Annotated in this window: 17 protein-coding genes; 14 read left to right on the forward strand and 3 right to left on the reverse strand. The window is 62.0% G+C overall.

The features are described 5' to 3' along the window. The first annotated feature begins 21 nt into the window (after positions 1-21). The 12 genes from ACF8R3_RS04175 to ACF8R3_RS04230 all read left to right on the forward strand — a co-directional run bounded on the left by ACF8R3_RS04175 (position 22) and on the right by ACF8R3_RS04230 (position 9,939). Complete coding sequence (locus ACF8R3_RS04175; RefSeq protein WP_023533446.1) at positions 22-831, forward strand: ATP-binding cassette domain-containing protein; 810 nt, start codon at positions 22-24, stop codon at positions 829-831. Further along, a complete protein-coding gene (gene mlaE, locus ACF8R3_RS04180) occupies positions 831-1,628 on the forward strand; it encodes a lipid asymmetry maintenance ABC transporter permease subunit MlaE (RefSeq protein ID WP_058604415.1) in 798 nt (265 codons plus the stop codon). Before ACF8R3_RS04175 ends, mlaE begins: the two co-directional genes overlap by 1 nt. Continuing rightward, a complete protein-coding gene (gene mlaD / locus ACF8R3_RS04185) occupies positions 1,628-2,113 on the forward strand; it encodes an outer membrane lipid asymmetry maintenance protein MlaD (RefSeq protein WP_023533426.1) in 486 nt (161 codons plus the stop codon). Before mlaE ends, mlaD begins: the two co-directional genes overlap by 1 nt. Positions 2,114-2,122: 9 nt before the next feature. Then, a complete protein-coding gene (locus ACF8R3_RS04190) occupies positions 2,123-2,770 on the forward strand; it encodes a phospholipid-binding protein MlaC (RefSeq protein WP_058637506.1) in 648 nt (215 codons plus the stop codon). Continuing rightward, positions 2,767-3,072 carry a lipid asymmetry maintenance protein MlaB gene (locus ACF8R3_RS04195; RefSeq protein ID WP_058637507.1) on the forward strand — a complete coding sequence of 102 codons (306 nt, stop codon included), beginning with the start codon at positions 2,767-2,769 and terminating at the stop codon, positions 3,070-3,072. Before ACF8R3_RS04190 ends, ACF8R3_RS04195 begins: the two co-directional genes overlap by 4 nt. 117 nt (positions 3,073-3,189) lie before the next feature. Then, positions 3,190-3,429 (forward strand): BolA family protein, encoded by a 240-nt coding sequence (locus tag ACF8R3_RS04200; protein ID WP_058637508.1) that lies wholly within the window; start codon positions 3,190-3,192, stop codon positions 3,427-3,429. Positions 3,430-3,452: 23 nt separating this feature from the next. Beyond that, a complete protein-coding gene (gene murA / locus ACF8R3_RS04205) occupies positions 3,453-4,718 on the forward strand; it encodes a UDP-N-acetylglucosamine 1-carboxyvinyltransferase (protein ID WP_058604417.1) in 1,266 nt (421 codons plus the stop codon). A 121-nt stretch (positions 4,719-4,839) separates the two neighbouring features. Next, on the forward strand, positions 4,840-5,475 hold the full coding sequence (gene hisG, locus ACF8R3_RS04210; RefSeq protein ID WP_058604418.1) for an ATP phosphoribosyltransferase: 636 nt from the start codon (positions 4,840-4,842) through the stop codon (positions 5,473-5,475). 126 nt (positions 5,476-5,601) lie between these two features. Continuing rightward, entirely contained in the window at positions 5,602-6,927 is a 1,326-nt protein-coding gene (gene hisD / locus ACF8R3_RS04215) for a histidinol dehydrogenase (protein WP_058637509.1), read from the forward strand. A 2-nt stretch (positions 6,928-6,929) separates the two neighbouring features. Next, positions 6,930-7,976 (forward strand): histidinol-phosphate transaminase, encoded by a 1,047-nt coding sequence (hisC, locus tag ACF8R3_RS04220; RefSeq protein WP_100852169.1) that lies wholly within the window; start codon positions 6,930-6,932, stop codon positions 7,974-7,976. A 121-nt stretch (positions 7,977-8,097) separates the two neighbouring features. Further along, entirely contained in the window at positions 8,098-9,378 is a 1,281-nt protein-coding gene (locus ACF8R3_RS04225) for a CynX/NimT family MFS transporter (protein ID WP_392515028.1), read from the forward strand. Positions 9,379-9,453: 75 nt separating this feature from the next. Then, positions 9,454-9,939, forward strand: coding sequence for a nuclear transport factor 2 family protein (locus tag ACF8R3_RS04230; protein ID WP_392515029.1), 486 nt, complete (start codon positions 9,454-9,456; stop codon positions 9,937-9,939). Here the strand turns inward: ACF8R3_RS04230 and ACF8R3_RS04235 are convergent. Beyond that, positions 9,918-10,790: a hypothetical protein gene (locus ACF8R3_RS04235; RefSeq protein WP_196124873.1), complete on the reverse strand. Its 873-nt coding sequence runs from the start codon at positions 10,788-10,790 to the stop codon at positions 9,918-9,920. The genes ACF8R3_RS04230 and ACF8R3_RS04235 overlap by 22 nt on opposite strands. 36 nt (positions 10,791-10,826) lie before the next feature. Between ACF8R3_RS04235 and ACF8R3_RS04240 the strand changes: the two genes are divergently transcribed. After that, on the forward strand, positions 10,827-11,162 hold the full coding sequence (locus ACF8R3_RS04240; RefSeq protein WP_230375190.1) for a GIY-YIG nuclease family protein: 336 nt from the start codon (positions 10,827-10,829) through the stop codon (positions 11,160-11,162). Here ACF8R3_RS04240 and yejK read toward each other — a convergent pair. After that, positions 11,143-12,150, reverse strand: coding sequence for a nucleoid-associated protein YejK (gene yejK / locus ACF8R3_RS04245; RefSeq protein ID WP_392515030.1), 1,008 nt, complete (start codon positions 12,148-12,150; stop codon positions 11,143-11,145). The genes ACF8R3_RS04240 and yejK overlap by 20 nt on opposite strands. Positions 12,151-12,521: 371 nt before the next feature. Between yejK and ACF8R3_RS04250 the strand changes: the two genes are divergently transcribed. Beyond that, on the forward strand, positions 12,522-12,803 hold the full coding sequence (locus ACF8R3_RS04250; RefSeq protein ID WP_003255106.1) for an HU family DNA-binding protein: 282 nt from the start codon (positions 12,522-12,524) through the stop codon (positions 12,801-12,803). 50 nt (positions 12,804-12,853) lie between these two features. On the opposite strand, the gene rlmF is transcribed toward ACF8R3_RS04250, so the two are convergent. Further along, complete coding sequence (rlmF, locus tag ACF8R3_RS04255) at positions 12,854-13,807, reverse strand: 23S rRNA (adenine(1618)-N(6))-methyltransferase RlmF (protein ID WP_058637514.1); 954 nt, start codon at positions 13,805-13,807, stop codon at positions 12,854-12,856. Positions 13,808-13,865 lie beyond the last annotated feature (58 nt).

The following is a 13,865-nucleotide window of genomic DNA, read 5'->3' on the forward strand; positions in this document are numbered from 1 at the left end:
CTGCACTAGCAAGGAGTCTAGATGAGTGTGGATAGCGCCTGCGCGGTCGAGTTGAAGGGGGTCACCTTCAAACGCGGTTCACGCAGCATTTTCAACAATGTCGACATCCGTATCCCACGCGGCAAGGTCACCGGCATCATGGGGCCATCGGGTTGCGGCAAGACCACGTTGCTTCGTCTGATGGGTGCGCAACTGCGCCCTGCAAGCGGGGAAGTGTGGGTGGCCGGGCAGAACCTGCCGGCGCTTTCACGCAGTGACCTGTTCGATGCACGCAAGCAGATGGGCGTGCTGTTCCAGAGCGGCGCCCTGTTCACCGACCTCGATGTCTTCGAGAACGTGGCGTTCCCCCTGCGCGTGCACACCCAACTGCCAGACGAGATGATTCGCGACATCGTGCTGATGAAACTGCAGGCAGTAGGCTTGCGCGGCGCCATCGACCTGATGCCGGACGAACTGTCCGGCGGCATGAAGCGGCGCGTGGCCCTGGCCCGGGCCATCGCACTGGACCCGCAGATCCTCATGTACGACGAGCCCTTCGTGGGCCAGGACCCGATCGCCATGGGCGTGCTGGTGCGCCTGATCCGCCTGCTCAACGATGCCCTGGGCATTACCAGCATCGTGGTGTCCCATGACCTGGCAGAAACTGCCAGCATCGCCGACTACATCTATGTGGTGGGCGATGGCCAGGTGCTGGGGCAAGGTACCCCGGACGAATTGATGGGTTCGGATAACCCGCGCATTCGCCAGTTCATGAAAGGCGATCCCGATGGCCCCGTGCCGTTCCACTTCCCTGCGCCCGATTACCGCGCCGACCTGCTGGGGGCGCGCTGATGCGTCAGAAATCCATTCTTGAACGTGTGCGCCTGCTGGGGCGCTCGGCCATTGACGTGCTGGCGGTGCTGGGGCGGTCCTGCCTGTTTCTGTTCCATGCGCTGGTTGGGCGCGGCGGCATCGGCGGCGGCTTTCAGTTGCTCACTCGCCAACTGTATTCGGTGGGTGTGCTGTCCTTGGCCATCGTGGTGGTCTCGGGCATGTTCATCGGCATGGTGCTGGCCCTGCAGGGCTACAGCATCCTTACAAAGTACGGCTCCGAGCAGGCGGTAGGGCAGATGGTCGCCCTGACCCTGCTGCGCGAACTGGGCCCGGTCGTTACCGCCTTGCTGTTCGCAGGCCGGGCCGGTTCTGCTCTGACGGCCGAGATCGGCAACATGAAGTCGACCGAGCAGCTTTCCAGCCTCGAGATGATCGGCGTCGACCCCCTCAAATACATTGTTGCGCCGCGCCTATGGGCAGGGTTCATCTCGCTGCCGTTGCTGGCGCTGATCTTCAGCGTGGTCGGTATCTGGGGTGGCTCGTGGGTGGCGGTCGACTGGCTGGGCGTCTACGAGGGGTCTTTCTGGGCCAACATGCAGAACAGTGTCTCCTTCACCGACGATGTGCTCAACGGGCTGATCAAGAGCCTGGTGTTCGCCTTCGTTACTACCTGGATTGCCGTGTTCCAAGGGTACGACTGCGAGCCCACTTCTGAAGGGATCAGCCGTGCCACTACCAAGACCGTGGTCTATGCCTCGCTGGCTGTACTGGGTCTGGACTTTATTCTGACCGCTTTGATGTTTGGAGATTTCTGATGCAAAACCGCACCCTGGAAATCGGTGTCGGCCTGTTCCTCCTGGCCGGCATTCTGGCGTTGCTGATGCTGGCCCTGCGTGTCAGTGGCCTATCGGCCAGCCCGGCCACCGATACGTACAAAGTCTATGCCTACTTCGACAACATCGCCGGTTTGACTGTCAGAGCCAAGGTGACCATGGCCGGGGTTACCATCGGCAAGGTCACCGCCATCGACCTGGACCGTGATTCGTACACCGGTCGGGTGACGCTGCAACTGGACAAGTCGGTGGATAACCTGCCGACCGACTCCACGGCGTCGATCCTGACGGCCGGGCTGCTTGGCGAGAAATACATCGGTATCAGCGTGGGCGGTGAGGAAGACGTACTCAAGGAGGGTGCGACCATTCACGACACCCAGTCGTCGCTGGTACTCGAAGACCTGATTGGCAAGTTCCTGCTCAACTCCGTTGGCAAGGAACCCAGAGACGCGCAACCGGACAACTGAGGAGTTTCCATGATATCGATTCTGCGACGTGGCCTGCTGGTTCTGCTGGCGGCTTTCCCCTTGCTGGCCGTGGCGGCACAATCGCCCCACGATGTAATCCAGAGCACCACCAACGAGCTGTTGACTGATCTGAAGGCCAACAAGCAGCAGTACAAGGCCAACCCCAATGCGTTCTACGAGTCGCTCAATCGGATTCTCGGTCCGGTGGTCGATGCCGACGGTATCTCCAGGAGCATCATGACCGTCAAGTATTCGCGCAAGGCCACGCCTGAGCAGATGCAGCGTTTCCAGGAAAACTTCAAGCGCAGCCTGCTGCAGTTCTACGGCAATGCCCTGCTCGAATACAACAACGAAGGAATCGTGGTCGACCCGACCAAGGCCGATGATGGCAAGCGTGCCAGTGTTGGCATGAAGGTCACCGGCAACAACGGCGCGGTATACCCGGTGCAGTACACGTTGCAGAACATCGCTGGCGAGTGGAAGGTCCGCAATGTGATTGTCAACGGCATCAACATCGGCAAGCTGTTCCGTGACCAGTTCGCCGATGCCATGCAGCGCAACGGCAACGACTTGGACAAGACCATCGACGGCTGGGCCGGTGAAGTGGCCAAGGCCAAGCAGAGCGCCGACAGCTCGCCGGAAAAGGCTGTCAAATGAGCCAGGCCGCCACCGCAAGCATGACCGAGCCTGGCGTACTGCGCCTGGCCGGCGTGCTGGACTACCGCAGTGGCCCTGCGCTGCGCAAGCAGGGCCAGGCGCTGATCAAGGCCAGCGGTGACGCGCAGTTGATCATCGACTGCACGGCTGTGGAGCGCTCCACGAGCGTGGGTCTGTCGCTGTTACTGGCTTTCCTGCGCGACGCCCAGGCCGCTGGCAAGCGTTGCCAGGTGCGTGGCATGCCTGATGACATGCGCGACATCGCCCAGGTTTATGACCTCGACGAGGTGCTGGCGAGCTGAAGCGCTAGCGGTAGAATCGCCCCTCGGTCAGTGAACCCCTTCGTTGGGCTTCGCAGGCGAGGGGCTTTTTTGTATGATGGCCGACCCGTGCGCATCGGGCGCCGATTGAGGTTGAGCATGCAGGCCCTAGAAGTTAAAAGCTTCCTTGAAGAAAAATTGCCGGGTTCCCGGGTCGAAGTTGAAGGCGAAGGCTGCAACTTCCAGTTGAACGTGATCAGCGACGAGCTGGCTGGCCTTAGCCCGGTCAAGCGTCAGCAGGCGATCTACGCCCACCTCAATCCATGGATCGCCGATGGCAGCATTCATGCGGTAACCATGAAATTTTTCAGCAGCGCAGCTTGGGCTGAGCGCACCTGAGCCACAAGGCGGCGAGATTCCAAATGGACAAACTGATTATCACTGGTGGCGCTCGTCTTGACGGCGAGATCCGCATTTCGGGTGCGAAAAACGCCGCCCTGCCGATCCTGGCCGCCACCTTGCTGGCCGATGGCCCGGTCACCGTAGGCAACCTGCCGCACCTGCACGACATCACTACCATGATCGAGCTGTTCGGGCGCATGGGCATCGAGCCTGTGATCGACGAAAAGCTGGCTGTGGAAATCGACCCGCGCAGCATCAAGACCCTGGTCGCGCCGTATGAACTGGTCAAGACCATGCGTGCCTCGATCCTGGTGCTCGGCCCCATGGTCGCCCGCTTCGGTGAAGCCGAAGTGGCCTTGCCCGGCGGTTGCGCCATTGGCTCACGCCCGGTCGACCTGCACATCCGCGGCCTGGAGGCCATGGGGGCAACGATCGAAGTCGAGGCCGGCTACATCAAGGCCAAGGCGCCTGAAGGCGGGCTGCGTGGTGCGCACTTCTTCTTCGATACCGTCAGCGTGACCGGTACCGAGAACATCATGATGGCCGCAGCTCTGGCCAAAGGCCGCAGCGTGTTGCAGAACGCCGCGCGCGAGCCTGAAGTGGTCGACTTGGCCAACTTCATCAATGCCATGGGCGGTAACGTGCAGGGCGCGGGCACCGACACCATCACCATCGATGGCGTGGAGCGTTTGGGTTCGGCCAACTACCGGGTCATGCCCGACCGTATCGAGACCGGTACCTACCTGGTCGCCGCTGCCGTGACCGGTGGCCGCGTCAAGGTCAAGGACACCGATCCAACCATCCTTGAAGCCGTACTGGAAAAACTCAAGGAAGCCGGTGCCGATATCAACACCGGCGCGGACTGGATCGAGCTGGACATGCACGGCAAGCGGCCCAAGGCTGTCAACCTGCGCACCGCGCCCTATCCTGCGTTCCCGACCGACATGCAGGCGCAGTTCATCTCGCTCAACGCCATCGCCGAAGGCACTGGCGCTGTCATCGAGACAATCTTTGAAAACCGCTTCATGCACGTGTATGAAATGCACCGTATGGGCGCGCAGATCCAGGTCGAGGGCAACACGGCCATCGTCACTGGCGTCAATGCGCTCAAGGGCGCCCCGGTCATGGCCACCGACTTGCGCGCATCGGCCAGTCTGGTACTGTCGGCCCTGGTTGCCGAGGGCGACACCCTGATTGATCGCATCTACCACATCGACCGTGGTTACGAGTGCATCGAGGAAAAACTGCAGATGCTGGGCGCGAAGATCCGTCGCGTTCCGGGCTAGGAGCCCGTTGGCGCAGTGTAGAAGGGCTTGCAGCCTCGCTTGCCCTGCCTGCGCCTCATGAATTGAATGCCGCCAGGTCGTTGACCTGGCCAGCAGTAGCCGCTTAAGGACTGACGTTCCAATGCTGACCATCGCGCTTTCCAAAGGCCGAATTCTCGACGATACCCTGCCGTTGCTGGCCGAAGCCGGTATCGCACCTACCGAGAACCCGGACAAGAGCCGCAAGCTGATCATTCCCACCACGCAGGACGACGTACGCTTGCTGATCGTGCGTGCCACCGACGTGCCGACCTATGTCGAGCATGGCGCCGCCGACCTGGGCGTGGCCGGCAAAGACGTGCTGATGGAGTACGGCGGCCAAGGCCTCTACGAACCGCTGGACCTGCAGATTGCCCGCTGCAAGCTGATGACGGCCGGGGTGGTCGGTGCGCCGGAGCCCAAGGGGCGTCTGCGGGTGGCCACCAAGTTCGTCAACGTGGCCAAGCGTTACTATGCCGAGCAAGGCCGCCAAGTCGACATCATCAAGCTGTACGGTTCCATGGAGCTGGCGCCGCTGATCAACCTGGCCGACAAGATCATCGACGTGGTCGATACCGGTAACACCTTGCGTGCCAACGGCCTGGAACCCCAAGAGATGATCGCCGACATCAGTTCCCGCCTGGTGGTCAACAAGGCCTCCATGAAAATGCAGCACGCCCGCATCCAAAGCCTGATCGACACCCTGCGCAAAGCGGTCGAATCGCGACACCGCGGCTGACTTCTGCGCGCGACCTTTGCTGTCGCGCCCGTCTATCCGCGTCATAGCCACTTTTCTCAGGTGCCCGCGCGGATGGACTGGTAGCCTAGGGCGCCTGAGCATTCGCTATCAACCGAGGCCCTCGCCATGACCGTGTCCACTGCAATTGCCCGTCTCAACGCTGCTGACCCGGACTTCGCCCGACATCTGGATCATCTGCTGAGCTGGGAGAGTGTGTCCGATGAGGCGGTCAACCAGCGCGTGCTCGACATCATCAAGGCTGTGCGCGAGCGCGGCGACGACGCCTTGGTAGAGTTCACCCAGCGCTTCGATGGCCTGCAAGCCGACTCCATCCAGGACTTGATCCTCGATCGTCAGCGGCTTGAGCTTGCACTGACGCGCATCACCGACACCCAGCGTGCGGCCCTTGAAAAAGCCGCCCAGCGCGTGCGCCTTTACCACGAGCGGCAAAAACAGGACTCCTGGCAGTACACCGAAGCCGATGGCACAGTGCTGGGCCAGAAGGTTACCCCGCTGGATCGCGCCGGGTTGTACGTACCTGGCGGCAAGGCGTCCTACCCCTCATCCGTGCTGATGAACGCCATTCCAGCCAAGGTGGCGGGTGTGGGCGAGGTGGTCATGGTGGTGCCCACACCGCGTGGCGAGGTCAACGAACTGGTGCTGGCCGCGGCCTGTATCGCCGGTGTCGATCGGGTGTTCACCGTCGGTGGCGCCCAGGCGGTGGCTGCCCTGGCCTATGGCACTGCCAGCGTACCCAAGGTCGACAAGATCGTCGGCCCGGGCAACATCTATGTCGCCACGGCCAAGCGTCATGTGTTCGGGCAGGTCGGGATCGACATGATCGCCGGCCCCTCCGAGATCCTGGTGGTGTGTGACGGCCAGACCGATCCTGACTGGATCGCCATGGACCTGTTCTCCCAGGCCGAGCACGACGAGGACGCCCAGGCCATCCTGGTAAGCCCGGACGCCGCTTTCCTCGACCGCGTCGCGGCGAGCATCGACAAGCTGCTGCCGACCATGGAGCGGGCCGACATCATCGAGAAGTCGGTCAATGGGCGGGGTGCATTGATCCAGGTGCGCGACATGCAGCAGGCCATTGAGGTGGCTAACCGTATCGCGCCTGAGCACCTCGAGTTGTCAGTGGCAAATCCACAGGCGTGGCTGCCGCACATCCGTCATGCCGGCGCCATCTTCATGGGGCGTCACACCAGCGAGGCGCTGGGTGACTACTGCGCGGGCCCGAACCATGTATTGCCCACCTCCGGCACTGCACGCTTCTCGTCGCCGCTGGGGGTCTATGACTTCCAGAAACGTTCATCGATCATCTTCTGTTCGGAGCAGGGCGCGTCCGAACTGGGGCGCACGGCCTCCGTGCTGGCCCGCGGCGAGTCGCTGACCGCTCACGCGCGCAGCGCCGAATACCGCATTCTGACTACCGAGAAGGGGAACTGAACATGAGTCGATTCTGGAGCCCTTTCGTCAAGGCGCTGGTGCCCTATGTCCCTGGTGAGCAACCCAAGCTTGCCCGCCTGGTCAAGCTGAACACCAACGAGAACCCCTATGGCCCGTCGCCCAAGGCGCTCGAAGCCATGCGCGGTGAAATCAACGACAGCCTGCGCCTTTACCCTGATCCCAATGGCGATCACCTGAAGCAGGCGGTAGCGGACTACTACGGCATCACCGCTGCCCAGGTGTTTGTCGGCAACGGCTCGGACGAGGTGCTGGCGCACATCTTCCATGGCCTGTTCCAGCACGATGCACCTCTGCTGTTCCCAGACATCAGCTACAGCTTCTATCCAGTGTATTGCGGGCTGTACGGTATTGCCTACGAGCAGGTGCCTCTGGACGAGCAGTTCCAGATTCGCGTCGAGGATTACCGCAAGCCCAATGCCGGCATCATTTTCCCCAATCCCAATGCGCCGACTGGCTGCCTGATGCCGTTGCAGGCCATCGAGCAGCTGTTGCAGCAGAACCCGGATTCGGTGGTGGTCGTCGATGAGGCCTATATCGATTTCGGCGGTCAGACGGCGATCAGCCTGGTAGGCCGTTACGACAATTTGCTGGTCACCCAGACCCTGTCGAAATCGCGCTCCCTGGCCGGCCTGCGGGTGGGCCTGGCGGTAGGTCATCCGGACCTGATCGAGGCGCTGGAGCGGATCAAGAACAGTTTCAACTCCTACCCGCTGGACCGCGCCGCCATCGTCGGTGCGGCAGCGGCATTCGCCGATCGCGCTTATTTCCAGCAGACCTGCCAGAAAGTGATCGACAGTCGCGAAGCGCTGGTGGGCGAGTTGCAAGCGCGTGGCTTCGAGGTGCTGCCATCGGCAGCCAACTTCGTCTTCGCCCGCCATCCCCAACACGATGCCGCCGCCCTCGCGGCCCGGCTACGCGAGCAAGGGGTGATCGTGCGTCACTTCAAGCAGGCGCGGATCGATCAGTTCCTGCGCATCACCATTGGCACTTCTGAAATGAATCAGGCGTTGCTCGACGCCCTGGTCTGACGCCGTTGCGTTCGCCATGTCCCGCAAGGGTCATGGCGAATGTCTTTTTCAAGGTTATCGAACCACGAGTGCGGACCAGGCGACGCACCTGATCTTGCTCGCCTTCTGACACGAGTTACCAATGCCTGAACCTAGAACGCCCAAAACCCCCGCAGTGGATCCTGACCGCGACCCGTTGCTCATCGACGCCGAGGCGGACGACGAGCAGGTACAGCGCCAGCCGCCGGTCAGGCACAAGCCCTGGCTGCTGTTGCTCGGCCTGGTACTGGTGGCCTTGAACCTGCGCCCTGCGTTGTCGAGCATGGCGCCGGTGCTGGGGCAGGTTTCCGACGGGCTGGGGCTCAGCGCAGCGCAGGCAGGCCTGCTGACGACATTGCCGGTGCTGTGCCTGGGCTTGTTCGCGCCGCTCGCGCCCATGCTGGCGCGCCGTCTGGGCAGCGAACGGGTGGTGCTGGGCATTCTGGCGACCTTGGCGCTGGGCATCGTACTGCGCAGTGTCCTGGGCACGGCAGGTCTGTTTCTGGGCAGCCTGGTGGCCGGTGCCAGTATCGGCATCATCGGTGTACTGCTGCCGGGTATCGTCAAGCGCGACTTTCCACAGCATGCCGGCACGCTGACCGGCGTCTATACCATGGCGCTGTGCCTGGGGGCGGCGATGGCGGCGGGGGCGACCGTGCCGTTGGCGCACGCGTTGGGCGACAACTGGGCCCCGGCACTGGGGTTCTGGATGCTACCGGCCGTGCTGGCCATGCTGGTATGGCTGCCGCAGGCGCGCAACGGTCATGGCGTGCACAAGGTCGCCTATCGCGTGCGTGGCCTTTGGCGTGACCCGCTGGCATGGCAGGTCACCCTGTACATGGGGCTGCAGTCCTCGCTCGCCTACATTGTCTTCGGCTGGCTGCCCTCGATTCTGATTGGCCGCGGCCTTAGCCCAACCCAGGCGGGCCTGGTGCTGTCGGGGTCGGTGATCATGCAACTGGTCAGCTCGCTTGCAGCACCTTGGCTGGCCACCCGTGGGCGTGATCAGCGCCTGGCGATCGTGGTGGTCATGCTGGTGACCCTGTGCGGGCTGTTCGGCTGCCTTTACGCACCCTTGTCGGGGCTGTGGGGCTGGGCAGTGCTGCTGGGCCTGGGCCAAGGCGGCACGTTTGCCCTGGCACTGACCTTGATCGTGCTGCGCTCAAGGGATGCGCATGTGGCGGCGAACCTCTCCAGCATGGCTCAGGGCGTTGGCTACACGCTGGCGTCGATGGGCCCGTTCGCCGTGGGCCTGGTGCATGACCTGACCGGAGGCTGGAATGCTTTGGGCTGGGTGTTCGCCGTGCTTGGTGCAGGGGCCATCGTGTTCGGCCTGGGGGCCGGGCGCGCGTTGCATGTGCAGGTTACCAGCGAGAAGGTCTGATAGCTTCGCGGTGGTACTGGCGTAACCCGGCGAGGCAGATTATCGTGCGGTTTTCACCCTCAGGAAGCCCATTTGATGAGCGATGCCAACCGCGAGTTGATCACCCGTTTCTACCAGGCTTTCCAACGGCTTGATGCCCAGGCCATGGTCGCCTGTTACAGCGATGACGTGGTGTTCAGTGATCCGGTCTTCGGCACGCTGCGTGGCAAGGACGCCGGCGACATGTGGCGGATGCTGACTCAGCGCGCCAAGGATTTCTCCCTGCGCTACGACAACGTGCGTGCCGATGAGCGCGGTGGTTCGGCGCAATGGATTGCCACTTACGTCTTCGCCCAGAGCGGACGAGGCGTGGTCAACACCATCCAGGCACGTTTTGAAATCCGCGATGGGCTGATACACCGGCATGAAGACAACTTCGATCTGTGGGCCTGGTCCCGCCAGGCCTTGGGTGCGCCAGGGCTGCTGCTGGGCTGGACACCCTGGCTGCAAGCGAGAGTACGCCACCAGGCATTCAAGGGCTTGCGCGCGTACCAGCACGCTCAAGGGGCGGCGACCGCCTGATCAGGCTCGTGATAGGTGAACGTGGCACGCTCGCCGGCCTGCCAGGGTAGCCGTATCTTGATCACGGGTATGAAGCCGCCATGGGTGCGGTGCCAGTCTTTTTGATCAGCTTGAGCTTGCTCCAGGGCACCGTACTCCCCGTCGATGTAGAAGAATGACTGGATGGGCAGCTCGCTCGCGTGGGCTTCATCCCAAGCGCCGATCACTATCTCGTTCCAGACAAAGGGCAGCTCGTCAGCAAACAGGCGTTGCGCGCGCAGGGTCTGGTGGAAGGCTTGTGCACGTTCCGGTACGCGCGCCCGGCGTATGTCGAAGGCGCATTGACGCTTATAGTCGCCGGTCAGCCTGAAGCGTGCGATCCAGTCTTCGGCCGTATGCACGCCTTGCTCATGGCAGGCCGCTTCACGTTCGGGTGTTTGTCGATTGTCACCGCATCCCCGGTTGTCTCGTTCCCATGTGTCGCCGTCGGTGGGCCATGCGCAGAGCATTTCATAGCGCAGGGAGCCGGCGGGTCGCTGCAACAGCGGATACAAGGTGAAGCCACTGCGACCATCGGCGGGCAGGCCAGTGGTCGGCAAGTCACTGCGCAGGTAGGAAAACGAAACACCACCTTTGTCCTTGCTGTTCTGGCTATGATGCCAGGTGTGATAGTGCGGGGATGGAAGCGTGGATCTCAGCAAGACGCCGGAGCAGGCATGGGCCGGCACGGCATTGCCCTCGCACTGGGTGGGGATGGCGTTATAGTTTTCCTGCATGCGGGCGGCGGTCTGGGCGCCAATCGAAGCCTGTGCGCTGGCGATTGCAGCGAGTAGCGCAGTGGCCAGCAGTGAACGAATCTGTGAATGGAGCATGGTGAGCCCTCGTCGAGTGGGCTCATGAAGTTAATGATGGATACAGCCGTTGTGGTGAGTGAAAACGTGCCGGATCAGGTAATAAAACCTTGGTATGTGTACCTGGTTAGGGCGGCCAATGGCGCGCTTTACTGTGGCATCAGCGATGACCCGCGGCGGCGCTTCGAGGCGCACTGCAAAGGCCAGGGTGCACGCTTTTTCAAGACCAGCCCTGCCCAGGCCCTGGTCTACGTGGAGCGGTGGCCGGACAAAGGCGAAGCCTTGCGCCAGGAAAGGCTGGTCAAGCGCTTGCGCAAGTCGGCGAAAGAGGCACTGGTGTCCTCCTACAACGCCGAACCTGCCTGCGGTGCAGTCAGTCCTTGCGACGCTTGAGCTGATCCACGAGCGTTGTGGGCAGACCCTTGATGATCAAGGTGCCAGCCGCTTCGTCGTACTCCACCTTGTCACCCAGCAAATGGGCCTCGAAACTGATCGACAGCCCTTCGGCACGGCCGGTGAAGCGCCGGAATTGGTTGAGGGTGCGCTTATCGGCAGGAATCTCCGGTGACAGCCCGTAGTCCTTGTTGCGGATATGGTCGTAAAAAGCTTTGGGCCGATCTTCATCGATGAGGCTGGACAGTTCTTCGAGCGTCACAGGCTCGCCCAGCTTGGTCTGCGTGGTGGCGTAGTCCACCAGCGTCTGGGTTTTTTCACGGGCAGAGGCCTCGGGCAGGTCCTCGCTTTCCACGAAGTCACTGAATGCCTTGAGCAACGTGCGCGTCTCGCCCGGCCCGTCCACACCTTCCTGACACCCGATGAAGTCACGGAAGTAATCCGAGACTTTCTTGCCATTCTTGCCCTTGATGAACGAGATGTACTGCTTGGAGTTCTGGTTGTTCTTCCATTCCGAAAGGTTGATGCGCGCCGCCAGGTGCAACTGACCCAGGTCCAGGTGCCGCGAAGGCATGACATCGAGTTCGGCGTTCACGGCAACGCCTTCGCTGTGGTGCAGCAGTGCGATGGCCAGGTACTCGGTCATGCCTTGCTGATAGTGCGCAAAGAGCACGTGCCCGCCGGTGGACAGGTTGGATTCTTCCATCAGCTTTTGCAGGTGCTCCACGGCCAGCCGGCTGAAGGCGGTGAAATCCCGCTCCTGGTCCAGGTACTGCTTCAACCAGCCACTGAGCGGGTAGGCACCGGACTCGCTGTGAAAGAACCCCCAGGCCTTGCCCTGCTTGGCGTTGTAGCTGTCATTGAGGTCAGCGAGCAGATTCTCGATGGCGTCGGAGGCTGCCAGCTCGGCGTCACGGGCGTGCAGCACGGCAGGGCTGCCATCGGGCTTTTTGTCGATCAGGTGAACGATGCAATGTCGGATTGGCATGGGATTCTCGGCCAGCTGCAAAAACGCTGAAGTTTACCTCAGACGCTCGGTGATTCAGTGGCCGGATCGTAGCAGAAATGAAGGTTGGCGGTTTTTTGCTCAGATTCGCGGCGTTTTCATCAGTAGGGCCTGAAAACCTGCATTAAATCAGGGGCGGCAGCGGATATTTATCCGCTGCTGTGGTAGTTTTGCGCGGTCTTGCGCCCCTGTTGTGGCGCATTGCTGCAGTACGCGCTCGGCGTGTCGAACCAAACGCTGATTTGCGTATCTACATACCCAATTGGCGCGGCCCTCCAATCTCGTCGGGGCTGGCCCGATAACGTCGTCGTTCGCTGCATAACCATCGAATTTGATAGGGAAGGAACACCACCATGGCATTGACCAAAGACCAACTGATTGCCGACATCGCCGAATCGATCGCAGCGCCTAAAGCCACCGCCAAGAACGCTCTGGAGCAACTGGGCCAGATCGTTGCCGACCAACTGGAAAACGGCGCTGAAATCACCCTGCCAGGCATCGGCAAGCTGAAAGTCTCCGAGCGTCCTGCCCGTACCGGCCGCAATCCTTCGACTGGCGCCGCCATCGAAATCGCTGCCAAGAAAGTCGTCAAGTTCGTACCGGCCAAAGTGCTGACCGACGCCATCAACAAGTAATTGTCGATGCGGTGACCTAACCGCGCTCGGGTTGCCCGAGCGCGGTTTTTTCATGCCTGTGAAATGTGCTTGGCGCGCCATGCCTTGCGTGCAGCATCGTCATGGAAGCTCCAGGCGAGCATGCGGCTTTGTTTCTGCCCTTGGCCCATTTCGACAACGCGCACCGCCGCGGCCCCGGTCTTTTTCAAGACGGCCTCCAGCGCCGGCAGGTTACTGGCCTTCGATACCAGGCTGGTGAACCACAGTGTCTGGCTGGCGTAGGGCGCGCTCTCGTGGATCAATTGGGTGACGAAGCGGATTTCACCGCCTTCGCACCACAGCTCGTTGTTCTGGCCTCCGAAGTTCAGCACGGGCAGCTTGCGCTTGGGGTCCTGCTTGCCCAAGTTCTTCCATTTGCGCTGGCTGCCACGGGTGGCTTCCTCGCGTGAGGCATGGAAGGGCGGATTGCACAGGGTCAGATCGAAGCGCTCATCGTCCTTGAGCAGGCCGCTGAGGATATGCGCAGGGTTGCTCTGCTGGCGCAGGTTGATGACCTTGTCCAGGCCATTGGCCTGAAGGATCGTCCTGGCCGACGCCAATGCTATGGGATCGATGTCCGAGCCCAGGAAGCGCCAGCGGTAATCGCTATGGCCCAGCAGCGGGTAGATGCAGTTGGCACCCACGCCGATGTCGAGCACGCGCACCTGGGCGCCTTTGGGGGGCTGGCCTGCGTTGTCGGCAGCCAGCAGGTCGGCGGCCACATGAATGTAGTCGGCGCGACCGGGGATCGGCGGGCACAGGTAGTTGGCCGGGATGTCCCAGTGCTGGATCCCGTACTGGGCTTTGAGCAGGGCACGGTTGAACACTCGCACGGCTTCGGGGTTGGCGAAATCGATGCTGGGTTTGCCATGGGGATTGGTGAGGGTGAAGCGCGCCAGATCAGGGTGGGCCTTGATCAGGCTCGGGAAGTCGTAGCGGCCCTGGTGGCGGTTGCGCGGGTGCAGGGTGGGTTTATTTTGAGTCATGCTCGGGTCCGGTGCTGCATGTGCTGGCCAGGGGGCCGCTGTGCGGCCCATTCGCGGC

Origin of the sequence: Pseudomonas sp. FYR_7 (assembly GCF_043106155.1) — a bacterium.
GTDB classification, from domain to species: domain Bacteria; phylum Pseudomonadota; class Gammaproteobacteria; order Pseudomonadales; family Pseudomonadaceae; genus Aquipseudomonas; species Aquipseudomonas parafulva_B.